This window comes from Phenylobacterium sp. (assembly GCF_036264965.1).
Taxonomy (GTDB): domain Bacteria; phylum Pseudomonadota; class Alphaproteobacteria; order Caulobacterales; family Caulobacteraceae; genus Phenylobacterium.
This window is the reverse complement of the sequence record NZ_DATAPY010000147.1, coordinates 21904-39064: the sequence shown is the minus strand read 5'-3', so window position 1 is coordinate 39064 and position 17161 is coordinate 21904. Positions and strand designations below refer to the sequence as shown.

The following is a 17161-nucleotide window of genomic DNA, read 5'->3' as shown; positions in this document are numbered from 1 at the left end:
GTCTCCGAATCGATGGCCACCACCGCGGCGCCCGCGAGCGCGCCATCCGGCAGGTCGCCCTCGTGCAGATGTGTGATGACCTTCTTCAAGTCGCGCTCCGCCAGATCCATCCCCAGCTACAATATAGAGCCGGAGGGCGCCTGGGTAAGGGGCGCCGTTTTCCACCGGCAGGACTGTCCCCCGAGGGGGACGACACCTTGCACCGATGGTGCCCAGGAAAGGACTCGAACCTTCACGGCCGTTAAGCCACTGGCACCTGAAGCCAGCGCGTCTACCAATTCCGCCACCTGGGCCCGATCCGTCGGATCGCGCGAGCCGGCTTCCTTAAAGCCCCGCCTCACGCCGGTCAACGCCCGGTTCGCAACGTCGGCTCGCGACCGATTGCAGCAACGGGCGGCATCGTCTATCCGCATGGCTATGCAGAACCTCGTCACCGTCTTCGGCGGATCCGGCTTCATCGGCGCCCAGACCGTGCGCCAGCTCGCCAAGGCCGGCTGGCGGATCCGGGTCGCCGTGCGCAATCCAGCCAAGGCCTACGCCATGCGGCTGCACGGCGACGTGGGCCAGATCGACATCGTCCAGGCCAATGTCCGCAACCCGGCCTCGTTGCGCCGCGCGCTGGCGGGCGCACAGGCCGCGGTGAACCTGGTGGCGGTGGCCCACGAGACCGGCCGCCAGGGCTTTACCGCCCTGCACGTGATGGGCGCGAAGAACGTCGCCGAAGCCGCCAGGGCCGAGGGCGTCACCCGCCTGGTGCACATGTCGGCCCTGGGCGCGGATGCGAGCTCGGAGTCCAAGTACGCCCGCACCAAGGCCGAGGGGGAGGCCGCGGTCCGCGCGGTGGAGCCGGACGCGGTGATCGCGCGGCCCTCGGTGGTCTTCGGGCCCGAGGACGACTTCTTCAACCGCTTCGCCGCCATGGCGCAGATCAGCCCGGTGCTGCCCTTGGTGGGCGGCGGCCACACCCGCTTCCAGCCGGTGTTTGTGGGCGATGTGGGCAAGGCGCTGGCGGCCGCGACGGCTGTCCCCGACGCTGCGGGCCAGACCTATGAGCTGGGCGGGCCGGCGGCCTACAGCTTCCGCGAACTGATGGAAATGATGCTGGCCGAGATCGGCAAGCGGCGGGTGCTGCTGCCCGTCCCGTGGCCTGCAGCGCGCCTGCTGGGCTCGCTGGGCGACCTGTCGCTCAGCCTGATCGGCGACGGGCTGATCCGGCCGCCGGTGACCTCCGACCAGGTGACCCTGCTGAGGGCGGACAATGTGGTCAGCGGGACCTTGCCGGGACTGGCCGACCTCGGGATCACGCCGACCACCCTGGAAGCGGTGCTGCCGGAATACCTCTACCGCTATCGCAAGGGCGGCCAGTACGCCGACCAGGAAAGCCGCGAGCTGGCGGCGATCTAGCGCCGGTTGCCCAGGTGACATGAAGCTGGGCTATGCTCGGCGGATGATCACGCGCCGCCTCCTGCCCCTTCTCGCCGTCCTGGCCCTCGCCGGCTGTTCCAAGCCCGCGCCGAAAGCCGACGCCGACAAGCCGCTCATCTTCTCCATCGTCTCGACCGAGGCGACCCAGACCCAGATGCAGGAATGGGGGCCGTTCCTGAAAGACATGGAGACGGCCACCGGCCTGAAGGTGAAGCCGTTCTTCGGCTCGAACTATTCGGCCCTGATCGAGGCCATGCGCTTCAAACAGTCGGACCTGGGCTGGTTCACCAACCAGTCGGGGCTGGAGGCCGTGCGCCGGGCCGGCGGCGAGGTGTTCGCCCGCACCACCCACCCGAACGGCCACGACGGCTATCAAGGGGTGATCATCGTCAAGAAGGGCTCGGGGATCACGCTCGACAAGCTGCTCAAGTGTGGCCAGACGATGGACTTCGGCATGGGCGACGCAAAGTCGACGTCCGGGACGCTGGCGCCCAACACCTATCTGTTCGGCCCGCGTGGCATAGATCCGGTGAAGTGCTTCAAGACCGTTCGCTCGGCGAGCGCCGAGGCCAACCTCTATGCCGTGGCGTCGGGCGTCCTGCCGGCGGCCACCGACAACACGCGGTCCATGGACCGGCTGGCGGCGATCGGCACCGACCAGTCCAAGAAGGCATTGGACGCCCTGCAGGTGATCTGGACCTCGCCGACCATTCCGGAGGACCCGATGGTCTGGCGCGCGGACCTCGATCCCGCCATCAAGAAGAAGGTCGCCGACTTCATCTTCAGCTATGGCGTCGGCGACACCGACGAGGCCAAGCGCCAGCGCGCGATCCTGGAGCGCATCCAGACCGGCGCCTTCAGGCACGCCGACAACACCCACCTCCTACCCGTGCGCGAGATGGAGGCGACCGGCATGCTGGTGCAGGCCAAGTCCAAGGGCGATCAGGAGGGTGTGACCAAGGCCCAGGCGGCGCTGGACCAGGTGCACAAGGAAATGGCGGCGCTGCCGAAGGGCCCCTAGCCTCCCCTCGATCGTCATCCTCCGGTCAGCCGCGGGCTGATCCGGGGGACCCAAGCGGTCTCGCCCCATTCCGCAACCCGGCTAGGGTCCCCCGGATCGCCTCTTCGGGCGACCGGAGGATGACGGTTGGGGGTTAGGCCTCGCCGCTCAGCAGGAAGTGCCCCCGCAGCGCGGCGAAGGGCTTGTCGCGATCGTCCTGCCAGGCCTCGACGTGGACGTTGGCGATGCGGCGACCAACCTTGCGCAGGTCGGCGCGGGCGTAGGACGTCAGGCCGCCGCGCCCAGGGCGCAGATATTCGATGGTCACGTCGATGGTCTTCGGCAGCCGCCGCGCCGGCTCGGCGACGGAAAGTTGCGCGAGCGCGGTCATCTCCAGGAAGGCGCCGATCACCCCGCCGTGCAGGGCCGGGATGAAGGTATTGCCGATCAAATGCTCCGAGGGCGGCAGGATGGCGGTCATCTCGTCGCCCGCCAGCTCGGCCTGCATGCCGAGGAAGCGGATATAGGGCACGCGGCTCAGGAAGCCTTCCAGGCGCTCGGCGGCGTTGGTCATTCGTTGGGCCGGTTCAGAATGAAGGCGGCCTGGGCGGTGGCCACCAGATCGGAGCGGTCGACGTCCCAGGCCTCGGCGCGGACGAAACCGATGGAGCGGGTGAGCTTGTAGCAGTGCGCCTCGCAGGTGACCCCGGTCCGCGGCGCGGCGGCGCGCATATAGTCGATCCGCAGGTCGAGGGTGGCGGTGGAGAAGGGCTCGCTGCCGGCGGCGGCAGCCATGGCCAGGCCGCAGGTGTGGTCGAGCAGGGTGGTGACCACCCCGCCGGCGATCACGCCGGTGTCGGGATCGCCCACCAGGTCTTCGCGCCAGGGCACATCGAGGGAGCCGCGGGCGAGCGAAACGGAAACAAACCGCATGCCGAGCGCAGCCGCCTGGGGCGTTACCTGCACCATGCGCTCGGCGATCTCGCGGAAGGCGTCGGGGACCTCGCTCATGAGCAGAGGCGGTAGGACCGGGACGGACGCCGGTCAATCGGGCTCTTGAGCGGAGCCCTACGGAGCGCACTACATTGAAACGCGATGATCCGACCGCAGGACCTGCTCTGCCCGAAGCTTGAGGGCCTCTACTGCGCCCCGGGTGATTTCTACATCGACCCGACGCGCCCGGTGGCGCGGGCGGTGATCACCCATGGGCATGCGGACCACGCGCGGGCCGGGCACGGCGCCGTTCTGGCGACGCCCGAGACCCTGGACATCATGGCCGAGCGCTATGGGCTGGAGTTCGCCGGCGCCACGCACGCGGCGGCCTATGGCGAGGCGGTGGCCCGGGACGACGTCGAGGTGACCCTGGTCCCGGCGGGCCATGTGCTGGGCTCCGCCCAGGCGGTGGTGCGCTGGAAGGGCCTGACCATGGTGGTAAGCGGGGATTACAAGCGAAGACGAGACCCGACATGTCCGGCGTTCGAGCCCGTGCCCTGCGACGTGTTCATTTCGGAGGCGACCTTCGGCCTGCCGGTGTTCCGCCATCCGGACGACCGGGAGGAGATCGCGCGCCTGCTGCGCTCGGTGGCGCAGTTCCCGGAGCGCAGCCACTTGGTCGGCGCCTATGCGCTCGGCAAGGCGCAGCGGATCATCCGTCTGCTTCGCGAGGCCGGCTGGGAGGCGCCGATCTATGTGCACGGGGCGCTGGAGCGGCTGAACGCGCTCTATGAGCGGCACGGGATCGATCTGGGGCCCCTGGCGCCCGCCACCGGCGGCAAGAAGGACGACTTCGCGGGCCAGATCATCATCGCCCCGCCCTCGGCCACCCAGGACCGCTGGAGCCGCCGGTTCCCCGATCCGGTGGCGGCCTTTGCCTCCGGCTGGATGCAGGTCCGCGCCCGGGCCCGCCAGCGCGGCGTCGAGCTGCCCCTGGTGATCAGCGACCACGCCGACTGGGACGAGCTCACCGCCACCGTGGACGAACTGCGCCCGGGGGAGCTGTGGATCACCCACGGGCGGGAAGAAGCGCTGGCGAGGTGGGCGGAGCTGCACGGCGTGCCGGCGCGCGCGCTGGCCTTGGTGGGGTACGAGGAAGAGGACGACGATTAGGTGCGCGCCTTCGCCGAACTCCTCGACCGGCTGTCGCTGACCGCGTCGCGCAACGCCAAGCTGACGCTGGTGCGCGACTATCTGCGGACGGCGCCGGACCCTGACCGCGGCTGGGCGCTGGCGGCCTTGACCGGGGACCTTTCCTTTGACGCGGCCAAGCCGGCATTCATCCGCAAGGCCGTGGAGGAGCGGATGGATCCGCAGCTCTTCTGGTGGTCCTACGACTATGTGGGCGATCTGGCCGAGACGGTGGCCCTGGTCTGGCCGGCCAGACCGGGCGCGAACCGCGAACCGGAGCTGTCGGAGGTGGTCGACGCCTTGCGTGGGGCGACCCGCGCCGAGGTGCAGACGCTGATCGAAGGCTGGTTGGACGCCTTGCAGCCCACCGGGCGCTGGGCGCTCTTGAAGCTGATGACCGGGGGTCTGCGCGTCGGTCTGACCGCGCGGCTGGCCAAGCGGGCGGCGGCGGATATCGGCGCGGAGCCGGTCCCCGCGACGGAGATCGAGGAGCTGTGGCACGCGCTTCATCCGCCCTACGAGGACCTGTTCGCCTGGCTGGAGGGCCGTGCCGAACGGCCGTCGTCGGAGAACCCCGGCCGTTTCCGCCCCGCCATGCTGGCCCAGGCGATCGATGAGGCCGTGGATTTCGCCAGGCTCGACCCCGCCGACTACGCCGCCGAGTGGAAGTGGGACGGCATCCGCGTGCAGGCGGTGAACGAAGGCGGGGTGCGCCGGCTCTACACGCGCACCGGCGACGATATCTCCAGGAGCTTCCCCGACGTGGTCGGCGCACTGGAGGCGCAGGGCGTCATCGACGGCGAACTGCTGGTGATGCGCGACGGCAGGGTCGCCAGCTTCGCCGATCTGCAGCAGCGGCTGAACCGCAAGACCGTCGACGCCAAGGCCCTGGCCGACTTCCCCGCCGCCATCCGGGCCTACGACCTGTTGTCCGAGGGCGTCGAGGACACCCGGGTCCTGCCCTTTGCCGAGCGGCGCAGACGCCTGGAGGCCTTCGTCGCCAGGGAGGCCAGCCCGCGCATCGATCTGTCGCCGGTGCAGCAGTTCGCGAGTTGGGCTGAGCTGGCGGCGCTGCGGGCCGAGCCGCCGCCGGGCGACCCGCAGATCGCCGAGGGCTTGATGCTCAAGCGCTGGGACTCGATCTACGAGGCCGGCCGGCCGAAGGGGCCGTGGTTCAAGTGGAAGCGCGATCCGCTCTTGATCGACGCGGTGCTGATGTACGCCCAGCGCGGGCACGGCAAGCGGTCGAGCTTCTACTCCGACTACACCTTCGGAGTCTGGACCGAGGGCGAGGACGGCGGCCGTGTGCTGACGCCGGTGGGCAAGGCCTATTTCGGCTTCACTGACGAGGAACTCAAAGCCATCGACAAATACGTCCGCGACAACACCATCGAGCGGTTCGGGCCGGTGCGCTCGGTGCGCGCCGAACCGCACCACGGCCTGGTGTTCGAGGTGGCGTTCGAGGGGCTGCAGCGCTCGACGCGGCACAAGTCCGGCGTGGCGATGCGCTTCCCCAGGATCAACCGCATCCGCTGGGACAAGCCGCCGGGCGAGGCGGACGAGCTGACGACCTTGGAGCGGATGTTGGAGCGGATGGAGGACCGCTAGGCCCTCCAAGCTTCGTCATCCTCCGGTCAGCCGCAGGCTGATCCGGGGATGACGACCTATTGGGGAAGTAAGGCCTCATCCGCCAGGAACTGGCGCAGGTCCCCGCCTTCGAACAGCACGCCCTTGATCCCGGCGCGCAGGGCCGCCTCAAGGTCGGACGGCTTATCGCCGATGAGGAGGGAGGCGTCGCGGTCGATGGGCCAGTCCTGCAGCGCCTGCAGGATCATGCCGGGGTTGGGTTTTCTGAGCGGTGGGTCGGGGTGGCGGTAGGCTTCGACCGGGGCGTCGGGATGGTGCGGGGCGTAGTAGAAGGCGTCGATGTGGGCGCCGGAGCTGGCCAGGTCTTCGGCCATCCTGGCGTGCAGGGCGTTGACGGCGTCTTCGCTGTAGAAGCCGCGGCCGACGCCGGACTGATTGGTCACCACGATCACCAGCCAGCCGGCGCGATTGAAGGCGGCGACCACCTCGCGGGCGCCGGGAATCCAGCGGAAATCCTCCCAGCGGTAGACGTAGCCGTGGTCCTCGTTCAACACCCCGTCGCGGTCGAGGAACAGCGCCGGGCGCGGCGGATGGGATGACAGGCTTTCGGGCACCGCGGCACTATAGCGGGGCTGGATGTGGCGAGGCGATTTCAAAAAGGCCGAACGGCTGTCTAAGGTCGCCCTTCGTGGTCATTGAGGCGCCCGTTTGCCGACATCCCCATCGCCCGCCGTCCTGACGCTCACCGACCTGAAGGTGGATTTCGACACTCACGACGCGGTGGTGAACGCGGTGCGCGGGGTGTCGCTGGCGATCGGCCGTGGCGAGACCCTGGGCGTGGTCGGCGAAAGCGGCTCGGGCAAGAGCCAGACCTTCATGGCGGTGATGGGCCTGCTGGCGCGCAACGGCCGCGCGTCAGGCTCGGCGAAATTCTTAGGGCAGGAGCTGCTGGGGCTGAAGGCCCGCGAGCTGAACCGCATCCGCGGCTCGAAGATGACCATGATCTTCCAAGACCCGCTGACGGCGCTGACGCCGCATGTGCGGATCGGCGAGCAGATCGCCGAACCGCTTAGGCTGCACCTGGGCCTGTCGGACCGCGACGCGACGGCGCGGGCGAAGCTGTGGCTGGAGAAGGTGCGGATTCCCGACGCGCAGGCGCGGTTGCGGCAATATCCGCACGAGCTCTCCGGCGGCATGCGCCAGCGGGTGATGATCGCCGCGGCCATGGCGGGAGGACCTGAGCTTCTTATTACCGACGAGCCGACCACGGCGCTCGACGTGACTGTGCAGGCCGAGATCCTCGACCTGATGGCTGAACTCAGCCGCGAGACCGGCACGGCCATGGTGCTGATCACCCACGACATGGGGGTGATCGCCCGCCTCGCCGACCGAGTCTGCGTAATGAAGGACGGCGCCTATGTGGAGGCGGGAACGGCCGAGCAGGTCTTCCGCAGCCCCGCCACCGACTATACGCGGTCCCTGCTGGAGGCGATCCCGCGGCTGGACCGCGAGGGGCGCGGCGGCCGGCCCGTGCTGGCCCCTGCCCCGGCCGACGCGCCGGTGGTGGTCGAAGGCCGCGACGTGAAGGTCTGGTTCCCGATCCGCCAGGGGTGGTTCGGCGGGACCAGGATGCTGCGCGCGGTGGACGGCGTCTCGTTCCAGGTGCGGCAGGGCGAGACCCTGGGCGTGGTGGGCGAGAGCGGCTCGGGCAAGTCGACCCTGGCGCGGGCGGTGCTGAACCTGCTGCCGGCCACGGAGGGAACCGTCACCCTGATGGGCCGCGACATCACCCATGCGGATCGCGAGGCGATGCGCGTAGCGCGGAAAGACCTGCAGATCGTCTTCCAGGACCCGCTGGCCAGCCTGGACCCGCGCGCCACCATCGGCTCCTCCATCGCCGAGCCGCTGGAGGTGTTCCGTCCACAGATGAACCACGCCGAACGCGATGCCGAGGCGGCCGCGATGATGGCCAGGGTTGAGCTCGATCCGGCGCTGATCAACCGCTATCCGCACGAGCTCAGCGGCGGCCAGAACCAGCGGGTGGGGATCGCGCGGGCCATGATCCTGAAACCCCGGCTGGTGATCTGCGACGAGGCGGTCTCGGCCCTGGACGTGTCGATCCGCGCCCAGATCATCGATCTGCTGATCGCCCTGCAGAAGGACATGGGTCTCTCGATGATTTTCATCAGCCATGACCTGGCGGTGGTGCGGGAGATCAGCCACCGGGTGCTGGTGCTCTATCTGGGCCGGTTGGTGGAGACCGCCGACCGTGAGCGGATCTACGCCGCGCCGCAGCACCCCTATACGAAGGCGCTCCTGTCCGCCGCGCCGATCCCCGACCCGGCCATCGAGCGCACCCGGCGGCGCGTGAAGCTGGCGGGCGAGCCGCCGAGCCCCATGGACCCGCGCGCGGCCCTGCGGTTCCTGCCCTCGCGGCTGCCGGCAGACCCCGGCGCGCCGATCCTGCCGCCGGCGCTGAACGAGATCGCGCCCGGCCATTTCGTGGCGGAATTCGACCCGCCGGCCGAAGCGGCCTAGAAGCCCGGTCGTGCGCAAGATCACCCCCGTCCTGATGTCCGGCGGCGCCGGTACGCGGCTCTGGCCCCTGTCCACCCAGGCGCGGCCGAAGCAGTTCCACGCGCTCGGCGGCGAGCACACCCTGATCCAGGAGACGGCGCTGCGCTTCACGACGGAAGCCTTCGCGCCGCCCATGGTGATCGGCAACGCGGCCCACGCGGACCTGACGCGGGCGCAGCTGGCCGAGGTAGGCGTCACGGCCTCGGCCCTGATCCTGGAGCCGGTGGGACGCCACACCGGCGCGGCGGCCTGCGTCTCGGCCCTGGCGGCGGTCGAGGCGGGCGCCGAGCTGATGCTGCTGCTGAGCGCCGATGCGCGGATCGCCGACCCTGCCGCCCTGCGGGCGGCCGTGGCCTTGGGCGCGACGGCGGCTGAGGCCGGGGCCCTGGTGATATTCGGCATCACGCCGACCGGGCCGGAGACCGGCTATGGCTATATCCGCGCCGAGGCCGGTGACGAGCCAGTGCGCAAGATGGCGGCCTTCGAGGAGAAGCCGGACCTGGCGACGGCGAAGGCCTATGTGGCCGACTCGGCCTACAGCTGGAACGCTGGCATCTTCCTGTTCAGCCCCACGGCCTTCGTCGCCGAGGCGGAGCAGATCGCACCGGACCTGATCGCCGCGGCCCGGACCGCGCTGGCCGAAGCCGAACGCGACGGGGACCTGGTCCGCCTGGGCAAGGCCTTCCGCGGCGTGCCGTCGGTGGCGGTTGACGTGGCGATCTTCGAAAAGACCGACAAGGCGATGGTGGTCTCGGCCGACATCGGCTGGAGCGATGTGGGCGCCTACGACGCCCTGTGGGCGGAGGGCGCCAAGACCGCGGCCGGCGACGTGGCGCAGGGGCCGGTGATCGCCGTGGATACGGCCAACAACCTGGCGATCTCCGATGGGCCGGTGGTCGTGCTGGCGGGGGTGGAAGACCTGGCCGTAGTGGTCGAGAACGGCGTCGTCCTGGTCACCCGCCGCGATGCGCCCGGCGCGGTGCGCGCGGCGGTCGAGGCGGTCAAGAAGGCGGGTCGGGAAGACCTCCTCTAGCCCCCAAAACGCTCGTCATCCTCCGGTCGCGCGAAGACGCGATCCGGGGGACCCAAGCCGCCTTGCCTCATTCTGAAACTCAGCTTGGGTCTCCCGGACCAGCCTGCGGCTGACCGGAGGATGACGAAAATTGGGAGTTGGGGAAAACGCCTGTTCGCACCTGCACAAGCACAGCGTTGCCCCGGGAGGTCGCCGCCGTTAGGTTGCGCGCCTTTTCCGCAAGCCCTTCAGCTCAACCCGGCGTTCCCATGACCCTCGCCTTCGATGACATCCTCGCGGCCCGAGACCGGCTGCAGGGTCATATTGAGCGCACCCCGTGCCGCCGGTCGCGCACCCTGTCGGAGATCACCGGGGCGGACGTGTGGGTGAAGTTCGAGAACCTGCAGTTCACCGCCGCCTACAAGGAGCGCGGCGCGCTGAACAAGCTGCTGCAGCTCACCGAAGCTGAAAAGAAGCGCGGCGTGATCGCCGCCTCGGCCGGCAACCACAGCCAGGGCCTGGCCTATCACGCCGCGCGGCTGGGCATCCCGGTGACCATCGTCATGCCCAGGGCGACACCCTTCGTGAAGGTGCAGCAGACCCGCGCCCACGGCGCCGAGGTGGTGATCGACGGCGACGGCTACGACGAGGCCTCGGCCTTCGCCATGAAGCTGCGCGAGGAGCGCGACCTGGTGTTCGTCCACCCGTTCAACGACCTGGACGTCATGGCCGGCCAGGGCACGGTGGCGCTGGAGATGCTGGAGGACGCCCCGGACCTGGAGATCCTGCCGATCCCGATCGGCGGCGGAGGGCTGATCGCCGGCATGGCGACGGCGGCCCGGCATGTGAAGCCGGACATCAAGATCGTCGGCGTCGAGCCCGCCATGTACCCCTCGTTCACGGCGAAGATGCGCGGCGTGAACGCCGGCGTCAGTGGCGGCGGGGCGACCATCGCCGAGGGCATTGCGGTGAAGCAGGTTGGCGACCTCTCCTATGCCGTGGTCCGGCCGCTGGTGGACGAAGTGCTGCTGATCGAGGAGCCGTTCTTCGAGCGCGCCGTGGCCCTCTACTGCAATGTCGAGAAGACGGTGACCGAGGGCGCGGGCGCCGCGTCCCTGGCGGCGTTGCTGGCCTACCCCGAGCGGTTCCGCGGCAAACGTTGCGGCCTGGTGATCACCGGCGGCAATATCGACACCCGCCTGCTCGCCTCGGTCCTGACCCGCGAGCTGGTCCGCGAACAGCGGATCGTCAGCCTCCGGATCATCGGCGACGACCGCCCGGGTCTGCTGGCCACCGTTTCCGCCATCATTGGTCGGATGGGGGCCAATATCATCGAGGTGGCCCACAACCGTCTCGCCCTGGATGTGCCCGCCAAGGGCGCGGAGTTCGACATCCTGATCGAGACCCGCGACGCCCAGCACACCCAGGAAATCATGGATGCCCTGCGTGAGGCGGGCTATCCGCCCCGCGCCGTCTGACGAGGTAAGAAGAATGATCCGTGTTCTGACGATTGCTGTCGCCGCCCTGTCGTTGGCGGCCTGCCAGCCGAAGGTGAAGGCCTCCGCCATTCCCGATCAGAGCGTCGCCTCGGCCCAGTTCCTGGCCAAGAACGCCAAGGCGCCGGGCGTCGTCGTCCTGCCCGACGGCCTGCAGTACAAGATCGTGCACTCCGGCCCGACCACCGGGGCCAAGCCGCACATCAACGACGAGGTGAAGGTCAACTACGAGGGTAAGCTGATCGACGGCACGGTCTTCGATAGCTCCTACGAGCGCGGCCAGCCGGCGAGCATGCCGCTGAAGAACCTCGTCAAGGCCTGGCAGGAGGCCATCCAGCTGATGCGTCCGGGCGACGAATGGATCCTCTATGTGCCGCCGGAGCTGGGCTACGGCCCCGAGGGCCAGGGCCCGATCCCGGGGAACGCCGCGCTGATCTTCCGCATCGAGCTGATCGATTCCCTGCCCGGTCCGGGGACGGTTCAGCAGGGCTAAGACGGTCACCCTCGATTTCCCAAGCCGTCATGGCCGGGCTTGTCCCGGCCATCCATATGCGCCGGCGTTGGGGATTTGCCTGAGCGATCAGCGCACATGGATCCCCGGGACAAGCCCGGGGATGACGACCGAAAGGGCGGAAAGGCCGGTGGGCGGCTAGAGCGGCCGCCGCATCCCGGCGTGGCTCTTCACGAAGCCGAGGCGTTCGTAGAATCGCTGAGCGTCGACCCGGCTGTTGTGAGCCAGCAGCTCGATGTTGGCGCAGCCGCGCCGCCGCGCCTCGTCCATCGCCCAGCGGATCATCACCTGGCCAACGCCCTGGCCTCGCAGGCTTGAATCCACCCGGACCGCCTCGATCAGCGCCAGCTCGGCGCCCTGGTTCGACAAACCCGGGATGAAGGTCATCTGCAACGTGCCGACGACCGCGCCCGCGGCGTCCTGGGCCACGCTCAGCAGGTTGCGCGGGTCGGCCGCCACCTTCTCGAAAGCCTCGAAATAGGCAGGCAGCGGCGGATCCGTAACCTGCTCACGACCGCCGCCCAGATGGTCATCAGCCAGCAGGCGCACGATGGCGGCGACATCTTCCCGCCGAGCGGGGCGCAGGCTGAGGGTCGGAGCGTCAGGCGGCATGCCGCTTCCTAGCACGGGACGGCTTTCCGTTGAGGCGCCTGCCGCGCGGGTCTATGCCGTCAGGCCATGAGCTTCTCCGGCCCCGACCGCGACATCCTTCAGACCCTGATCGGCTTCGACACCACCTCGCGACGCTCCAACCTGGAGCTGATCGAATGGGTGGAGGCCTACCTTGACCGCCACGGCGTGCCGCACCGGCGCGTGCTGAACGCCGAGGGGACCAAGTCCAATCTGCTGGCCACCGTGGGGCCCAATATCGAGGGCGGCGCGGTGCTGAGCGGCCACACCGACGTGGTGCCGGTGGACGGCCAGCCGTGGAGCACCGATCCCTGGACCGCCGTGGAGCGTGACGGGCGGCTCTATGGCCGCGGAACCTGCGACATGAAGGGCTTCCTGGCCCTGGCGCTCGGCGCGGTGCCCGGCTTGATCGCCGCCAATCCGAGGAAGCCCGTGCATTTGGCCTTCTCCTATGACGAGGAGATCGGCTGCCTGGGGGCGCCGTCGATGATCGAGGTCATCCAGCGCGAGCTTCCGGCCCCGGCCTTCGTGGTGGTGGGCGAGCCCACCGACATGGTGGCGGTGAACGGCCACAAGGGCATCGCCAACTTCCGGGTGACGGTGACAGGCCGCGAGGCGCACTCCAGCCAGACCCAGCAGGGGGTCTCGGCGATCATGGCGGCGGTGAAGCTGATGGCGTCGCTGACCGAGCTGGCCGAGCGGCTGGAGCGCGACGCCGACCCCGCCTCGGCCTTCACGCCCAAGTGGCCGACGCTGACCATCGGCCTGGTCAATGGCGGGACGGCCGGCAACATCCTGGCGCGGGAGTGCAAGTTCATCTTCGACCTACGCGCACAGCCGCCTCTGGACCCGCTGGCGATCCTGGCGCCCTTCATCGCCCAGGTGCGGGCCCTGGACGCGGCGCTGAAGGCGCGTGCGCCGGAGGCCGGGGTGACGATCGAGACGCTATCCAACGTGCCGGGCTTCGCACCGGAGCCGGACGGCGCGGCGGAGAGCTTCGCCCGGCGCCTGGCCGGCGACAATGGCCCGCCGCGGGCCGTCTCCTTCGCCACCGAGGCGGGGCAGTTCCAGCTGGCGGGGCTGTCGACCGTACTCTGCGGCCCGGGCTCCATCGCCCAGGCGCATCAGCCGGACGAATATGTTGAGGTCTCGCAGATGGAGCGCGGCCAGGCCTTCATGCGAAGGCTTACCGAGTGGGCCGCTTCCGCTGGATGAAGGCGCGACGCAGGAAGAGGTCCAGGGGGTTCCAGGTCATGGCCCGCGCGATCGCCCAGGAGCCGACCTTGCGGGTGGCCTGAGCCTCGCGGCGAGCCTCCAGGGCGACGCCCATGTGACGGATCCCGGCGGTCAAGCCCTTGATCGGGGTGACGACCTCGCCGCGGGTGGCGTGGCGGGCGAACAGCACTGCGGTCGCCGCGATGTGCAGCGGCAAGGTCAGCCAGAACAGCACCGGCGGAGTGTCCTTCACGAAGACCCAGAAGCGGTTGCGGGTGCCGTGGAAGACCGCGAAGTCGGAGCGCCGCCCGCCCGTGGAAGCCGAGCCCACGTGCCGCACCACCGCATCGGGGACCAGCAGTGTCGGCTCGCCGATCAGGCGCAGGCGGTAGCCCAGGTCGACGTCCTCGCAGTAGCAAAACAGGCGCTCGTCGAAGCCGCCGAGACTGAGGAAGAGCTCGCGCTCGACCAGCATCGCCCCGCCACAGGCCGAGAACACCCAGCCGGGCTCCAGGTGACCGGGGTCCTTGTGCGTGTAGCCGCCGCGGAACGGGTAGCCGGCGAGCGCCATGACGTCGCCGAGGCCATCGAGCCGGCTGGGGTCCTCGGCCATCAGCTGGCGGGAAGTGAAGCAGTGGACGGCGGGGTTGGCCTGCGTCGCCGCGACCAGCCGCTCCAGCCAGGCGGGATCGGCATAAGCGTCCGGGTTGAGCAGTGCGAGCCAGCGGCCGGTGGCGACCCGCGCGCCCTGGTTCACGGCGGCGGCGAAACCGAGGTTCTCGGCGTTCTCGATCAGGCACAGGCTGCGGTCGGCCTTGGCCGCGGCCTGGGCGGTGCGGTCGCTGGAGGCGTTGTCGACCAGCAGCACCTCGTAGTCGGTGAAGGTCTGGGCCTTCAGCGCCGCCAGGCATTCGGCCAGCGTCGGGCCGCTCTCGTAGACCACGATGATGACGCTGACCGTCGGGGTAGAGGGCTTGCCAATCGCACCGCCACGCGCCATCCGAAGGGCCACTCCCACGTTGCCGAGCCGACATGACCAACGTCACGCCCCTGGCCCTCGCCGAGGTCCTGCTTATCACGCCCAAGCGCCATGGCGATGCGCGCGGCTGGTTCGCCGAGACCTGGAGTCGCAAGGCGCTCACGGCCGCCGGCGTCGACACACAGTTCGTGCAGGACAACCAGGCCTTCAACGCCCGCAAGGGCACGGTGCGCGGTCTGCACTTCCAGAAGGCGCCGCACGCGCAGGGCAAGTTGGTGCGGGTGCTGAAGGGGGCGATCTTCGACGTGGCGGTGGATGTGCGGCCTGGGTCTGCGACCTACGGCCAGTGGGTCGGCGCGACGCTTACTGCCGAGGTCGGTGAACAGCTCTGGGTGCCGCGCGGCTTCGCCCACGGCTACATGACCATCGCCGACGACACCGAGCTTTTCTATAAGGTCGACGGCGACTATGCGCCCCAGCTCGAAGGCGGCCTGATCTGGAACGATCCCGACATCGGCATCGCCTGGCCGCTCGACCTCGCCGACCCGGTGCTGTCGGACAAGGACAAGGTCCTGCCGCGGCTGAAGGACATACCGGCGGCGGCGTTTTAAGCCAAACACCGTCGTCATCCTCCGGTCGCGCGAAGACGCGATCCGGAGGACCCAAGCTGGGCTTGATACGGTCGCTCTAGATTCGAACAGGACTCGGCTTGGGTCCCCCGGATCAGCCTTTGGCTGACCGGAGGATGACGGTTTGGGGTTAGGCGACCCACTCGTCTCTGACGGCGGCGTCGGGTTCGTTGGCGATGCGGTAGATGCGAAGCGCCACGAATGCCTCGTGGTCCAACAACCGCCCCAATGCCCAGGCCGCCGCGCCGCGCACCAACGGCGAGGGGTCTTCCAAGAGCCACTCGGCCTCAGCCGCCAGCGCCGGGTTCCCCGAGTTGCCGATGGCGTAGAGGACGTTACGGACGAAGCGGTCGCGGCCGATGCGTTTAACGGGGCTCTTGACGAAGAGGGCGCGGAACTTTGCGTCGTCCAGTCGCGATAGTTCGGCCAGCGACGGCGCGCGCAGGGCCTCGCGGGCCTGCAGCTTCTGTTCGGCGGCGACCGCGGCGAACTTGTTCCAGGGACAGACGGCCAGGCAGTCGTCGCAGCCGTAGATGCGGTTGCCCAGGGCTTCGCGGAACTCGCGCGGGATCGGGCCTTTCAGCTCGATGGTCAGGTAGGAAATGCAGCGGCGCGCATCGAGCTGGTAGGGCGCGGGGAAGGCCTGGGTCGGACAGATATCCAGGCAGGCCTGGCAGGAGCCGCAGTGGTCCGGCTCGGCGGAGTCGGCGGTCAGGTCCAGCGTCGTCAGGATCGAGCCCAGGAACAGCCAGGAGCCGAACTCGCGGGAGACCAGGTTGGTGTGCTTGCCCTGCCAGCCGAGGCCGGCCTGCTCGGCGAGGGGCTTTTCCAGCAGCGGCGCGGTGTCGACGAAGACCTTCAGCTCGCCGCCGAACCGGGCCTGCAGCCAGCGGGCGAGCGCCTTCAGCCGGGCCTTGATCAGCTCGTGATAGTCGTCGCCCTGCGCATAGACGCTTATCGCCGCCCGGTCGCGCTCGGCCAGGACGACCAAGGGGTCGTGGTCGGGGCCGTAGTTCATCCCCAGCACGATGGCCGACTGGGCGTCGGCCCACATGGCGCGCGGGTGGGCGCGGCGCTCGGCGGTCTCGGCCATCCAGTCCAGCTCGCCGTGGCGGCCGGCCCCGATGAATTCGGCCAGGCGCGCGCTGGCGGGCCAGGCGTCGTGGATCGGGGTGAAGCGGCAGATGTCGAAGCCGAGCGCCAGAGCTTCAGCGCGGATCAGGTCTTCGGCGGTGTCAGAAGTCGAGATCGTCATAGTGCCTGGCGGGCGTCAGGCCCGGCCAGCGGTCGGCCAAGAGCGGCCGGAAACAGGGTCGGGACTTCAGCTTCATGTACCAGGTCTTCACCGCGGGGAAGTCCGCCCAGGGCATGTCGCCGCAATAGTCGATCACCGACAGGTGCGCCGCGGCGGCGAAATCGGCCAGCGACAGGCGGCGGCCCGCCAGCCACTCGCGCTCCTGCAACAGCTTGTCGATGTAGAACATATGGGTGCGCAGGCCGTCGCGGCCCTGGCGCAGGTTGTTGAGGTCGGGCGCGCCCATGCCCAGCAGGCGCTTTTCCATCTTCTCGTGCAGGATATAGCCGCCGGCCTCGTACTCGAACTTGCGGTCGAACCAGGAGAGCAGGCGGCGCGCCTCCGCCCGCTCGCCGGCATCGCGGCCCAGCAGCGGCGGCTCGGGCACGGTCTCTTCCAGGTGGTCGAGGATGGCGCGGGCCTCGCACAGCACCAGATGGCGGCCGAGGTTGACGTCGGTCTCCTCCAGCACCGGGATCAGGCCCGACGGGTTGAGCGCCGCGAGCTCCTTCGGCCGCTCCCAATAGCGGACCTGCACCTCGGTGAAGGCCAGCCGCTTTTCGCCCAGCACCAGGCGCACCTGGCGCGAGGCGGGGTCCAGCGGGAAGTGATGCAGGATGCGCTCGAGGCTCATGTCCGGCTAACGCAGAGGCGGGGCGAATCGTCAGCGCCCAATGGACGC

The 17161-nt window shown here is 69.4% G+C and carries 17 protein-coding genes and 1 tRNA gene; 10 read left to right on the top strand and 8 right to left on the bottom strand.

From position 1 onward, the window contains the following. Positions 1-206 precede the first annotated feature (206 nt). A tRNA-Leu gene (locus VHS75_RS19570) sits at positions 207-293 on the bottom strand. Between the two features lie 124 nt (positions 294-417). On the opposite strand from VHS75_RS19570, the gene VHS75_RS19565 reads away from it, so the two are divergent. Both VHS75_RS19565 and phnD read left to right on the top strand, forming a co-directional pair. Next, positions 418-1404 carry a complex I NDUFA9 subunit family protein gene (locus tag VHS75_RS19565; RefSeq protein WP_329640294.1) on the top strand — a complete coding sequence of 329 codons (987 nt, stop codon included), beginning with the start codon at positions 418-420 and terminating at the stop codon, positions 1402-1404. A 43-nt stretch (positions 1405-1447) separates the two neighbouring features. After that, positions 1448-2446 carry a phosphate/phosphite/phosphonate ABC transporter substrate-binding protein gene (gene phnD / locus VHS75_RS19560; RefSeq protein ID WP_329640292.1) on the top strand — a complete coding sequence of 333 codons (999 nt, stop codon included), beginning with the start codon at positions 1448-1450 and terminating at the stop codon, positions 2444-2446. A 133-nt stretch (positions 2447-2579) separates the two neighbouring features. Here phnD and VHS75_RS19555 read toward each other — a convergent pair whose 3' ends face one another. Both VHS75_RS19555 and VHS75_RS19550 read right to left on the bottom strand, forming a co-directional pair. After that, positions 2580-2999 carry a PaaI family thioesterase gene (locus VHS75_RS19555; RefSeq protein ID WP_329640291.1) on the bottom strand — a complete coding sequence of 140 codons (420 nt, stop codon included), beginning with the start codon at positions 2997-2999 and terminating at the stop codon, positions 2580-2582. Beyond that, on the bottom strand, positions 2996-3436 hold the full coding sequence (locus VHS75_RS19550; protein ID WP_329640290.1) for a PaaI family thioesterase: 441 nt from the start codon (positions 3434-3436) through the stop codon (positions 2996-2998). Before VHS75_RS19550 ends, VHS75_RS19555 begins: the two co-directional genes overlap by 4 nt. 84 nt (positions 3437-3520) lie before the next feature. On the opposite strand from VHS75_RS19550, the gene VHS75_RS19545 reads away from it, so the two are divergent. Beyond that, positions 3521-4531: a ligase-associated DNA damage response exonuclease gene (locus VHS75_RS19545; protein WP_329640289.1), complete on the top strand. Its 1011-nt coding sequence runs from the start codon at positions 3521-3523 to the stop codon at positions 4529-4531. After that, on the top strand, positions 4532-6157 hold the full coding sequence (locus VHS75_RS19540; protein WP_329640288.1) for a cisplatin damage response ATP-dependent DNA ligase: 1626 nt from the start codon (positions 4532-4534) through the stop codon (positions 6155-6157). A 56-nt stretch (positions 6158-6213) separates the two neighbouring features. On the opposite strand, the gene VHS75_RS19535 is transcribed toward VHS75_RS19540, so the two are convergent. After that, complete coding sequence (locus VHS75_RS19535; protein WP_329640287.1) at positions 6214-6750, bottom strand: HAD family hydrolase; 537 nt, start codon at positions 6748-6750, stop codon at positions 6214-6216. Between the two features lie 94 nt (positions 6751-6844). Here VHS75_RS19535 and VHS75_RS19530 point away from each other — a divergent pair, with 94 nt between their 5' ends. From VHS75_RS19530 to VHS75_RS19515, 4 genes are all read left to right on the top strand, one after another. Beyond that, entirely contained in the window at positions 6845-8674 is a 1830-nt protein-coding gene (locus VHS75_RS19530; RefSeq protein WP_329640286.1) for a dipeptide ABC transporter ATP-binding protein, read from the top strand. Between the two features lie 10 nt (positions 8675-8684). Further along, entirely contained in the window at positions 8685-9746 is a 1062-nt protein-coding gene (locus VHS75_RS19525) for a mannose-1-phosphate guanylyltransferase (protein ID WP_329640285.1), read from the top strand. Positions 9747-9994: 248 nt separating this feature from the next. Then, the gene (locus VHS75_RS19520) at positions 9995-11203 is read left to right on the top strand and encodes a threonine ammonia-lyase (protein WP_329640284.1); all 1209 of its coding nucleotides are present in this window, start codon (positions 9995-9997) and stop codon (positions 11201-11203) included. 13 nt (positions 11204-11216) lie between these two features. Then, positions 11217-11714 carry an FKBP-type peptidyl-prolyl cis-trans isomerase gene (locus VHS75_RS19515; RefSeq protein WP_329640283.1) on the top strand — a complete coding sequence of 166 codons (498 nt, stop codon included), beginning with the start codon at positions 11217-11219 and terminating at the stop codon, positions 11712-11714. Between the two features lie 156 nt (positions 11715-11870). Here VHS75_RS19515 and VHS75_RS19510 read toward each other — a convergent pair whose 3' ends face one another. Next, complete coding sequence (locus tag VHS75_RS19510; protein WP_329640282.1) at positions 11871-12344, bottom strand: GNAT family N-acetyltransferase; 474 nt, start codon at positions 12342-12344, stop codon at positions 11871-11873. Between the two features lie 66 nt (positions 12345-12410). Here VHS75_RS19510 and argE point away from each other — a divergent pair, with 66 nt between their 5' ends. After that, a complete protein-coding gene (gene argE / locus VHS75_RS19505) occupies positions 12411-13577 on the top strand; it encodes an acetylornithine deacetylase (RefSeq protein ID WP_329640281.1) in 1167 nt (388 codons plus the stop codon). Here argE and VHS75_RS19500 read toward each other — a convergent pair. After that, positions 13549-14577 (bottom strand): glycosyltransferase family 2 protein, encoded by a 1029-nt coding sequence (locus VHS75_RS19500; protein ID WP_329640280.1) that lies wholly within the window; start codon positions 14575-14577, stop codon positions 13549-13551. The two genes, argE and VHS75_RS19500, sit on opposite strands and share 29 nt — an antisense overlap. A 32-nt stretch (positions 14578-14609) precedes the next feature. Here VHS75_RS19500 and rfbC point away from each other — a divergent pair, with 32 nt between their 5' ends. Continuing rightward, complete coding sequence (gene rfbC, locus VHS75_RS19495) at positions 14610-15167, top strand: dTDP-4-dehydrorhamnose 3,5-epimerase (protein ID WP_329640279.1); 558 nt, start codon at positions 14610-14612, stop codon at positions 15165-15167. A 148-nt stretch (positions 15168-15315) separates the two neighbouring features. Here the strand turns inward: rfbC and queG are convergent, their stop codons facing one another. Continuing rightward, positions 15316-16440 carry a tRNA epoxyqueuosine(34) reductase QueG gene (queG, locus tag VHS75_RS19490; RefSeq protein ID WP_329640278.1) on the bottom strand — a complete coding sequence of 375 codons (1125 nt, stop codon included), beginning with the start codon at positions 16438-16440 and terminating at the stop codon, positions 15316-15318. After that, the gene (locus VHS75_RS19485) at positions 16421-17113 is read right to left on the bottom strand and encodes a glutathione S-transferase family protein (RefSeq protein ID WP_329640277.1); all 693 of its coding nucleotides are present in this window, start codon (positions 17111-17113) and stop codon (positions 16421-16423) included. Before VHS75_RS19485 ends, queG begins: the two co-directional genes overlap by 20 nt. Between the last annotated feature and the right edge of the window lie 48 nt (positions 17114-17161).

What these genes read in the sequence shown, in the direction of transcription:
- VHS75_RS19565 (WP_329640294.1), top strand. Translation starts at nt 418, where the DNA reads ATGCAGAACCTCGTCACCGTCTTCGGCGGATCCGGCTTCATCGGCGCC.
- phnD (WP_329640292.1), top strand. Translation starts at nt 1,448, where the DNA reads ATGATCACGCGCCGCCTCCTGCCCCTTCTCGCCGTCCTGGCCCTCGCC.
- VHS75_RS19555 (WP_329640291.1), bottom strand. Translation starts at nt 2,999, where the DNA reads ATGACCAACGCCGCCGAGCGCCTGGAAGGCTTCCTGAGCCGCGTGCCC.
- VHS75_RS19550 (WP_329640290.1), bottom strand. Translation starts at nt 3,436, where the DNA reads ATGAGCGAGGTCCCCGACGCCTTCCGCGAGATCGCCGAGCGCATGGTG.
- VHS75_RS19545 (WP_329640289.1), top strand. Translation starts at nt 3,521, where the DNA reads ATGATCCGACCGCAGGACCTGCTCTGCCCGAAGCTTGAGGGCCTCTAC.
- VHS75_RS19520 (WP_329640284.1), top strand. Translation starts at nt 9,995, where the DNA reads ATGACCCTCGCCTTCGATGACATCCTCGCGGCCCGAGACCGGCTGCAG.
- VHS75_RS19515 (WP_329640283.1), top strand. Translation starts at nt 11,217, where the DNA reads ATGATCCGTGTTCTGACGATTGCTGTCGCCGCCCTGTCGTTGGCGGCC.
- VHS75_RS19510 (WP_329640282.1), bottom strand. Translation starts at nt 12,344, where the DNA reads ATGCCGCCTGACGCTCCGACCCTCAGCCTGCGCCCCGCTCGGCGGGAA.
- argE (WP_329640281.1), top strand. Translation starts at nt 12,411, where the DNA reads ATGAGCTTCTCCGGCCCCGACCGCGACATCCTTCAGACCCTGATCGGC.
- VHS75_RS19500 (WP_329640280.1), bottom strand. Translation starts at nt 14,577, where the DNA reads ATGGCGCGTGGCGGTGCGATTGGCAAGCCCTCTACCCCGACGGTCAGC.
- rfbC (WP_329640279.1), top strand. Translation starts at nt 14,610, where the DNA reads ATGACCAACGTCACGCCCCTGGCCCTCGCCGAGGTCCTGCTTATCACG.
- queG (WP_329640278.1), bottom strand. Translation starts at nt 16,440, where the DNA reads ATGACGATCTCGACTTCTGACACCGCCGAAGACCTGATCCGCGCTGAA.
- VHS75_RS19485 (WP_329640277.1), bottom strand. Translation starts at nt 17,113, where the DNA reads ATGAGCCTCGAGCGCATCCTGCATCACTTCCCGCTGGACCCCGCCTCG.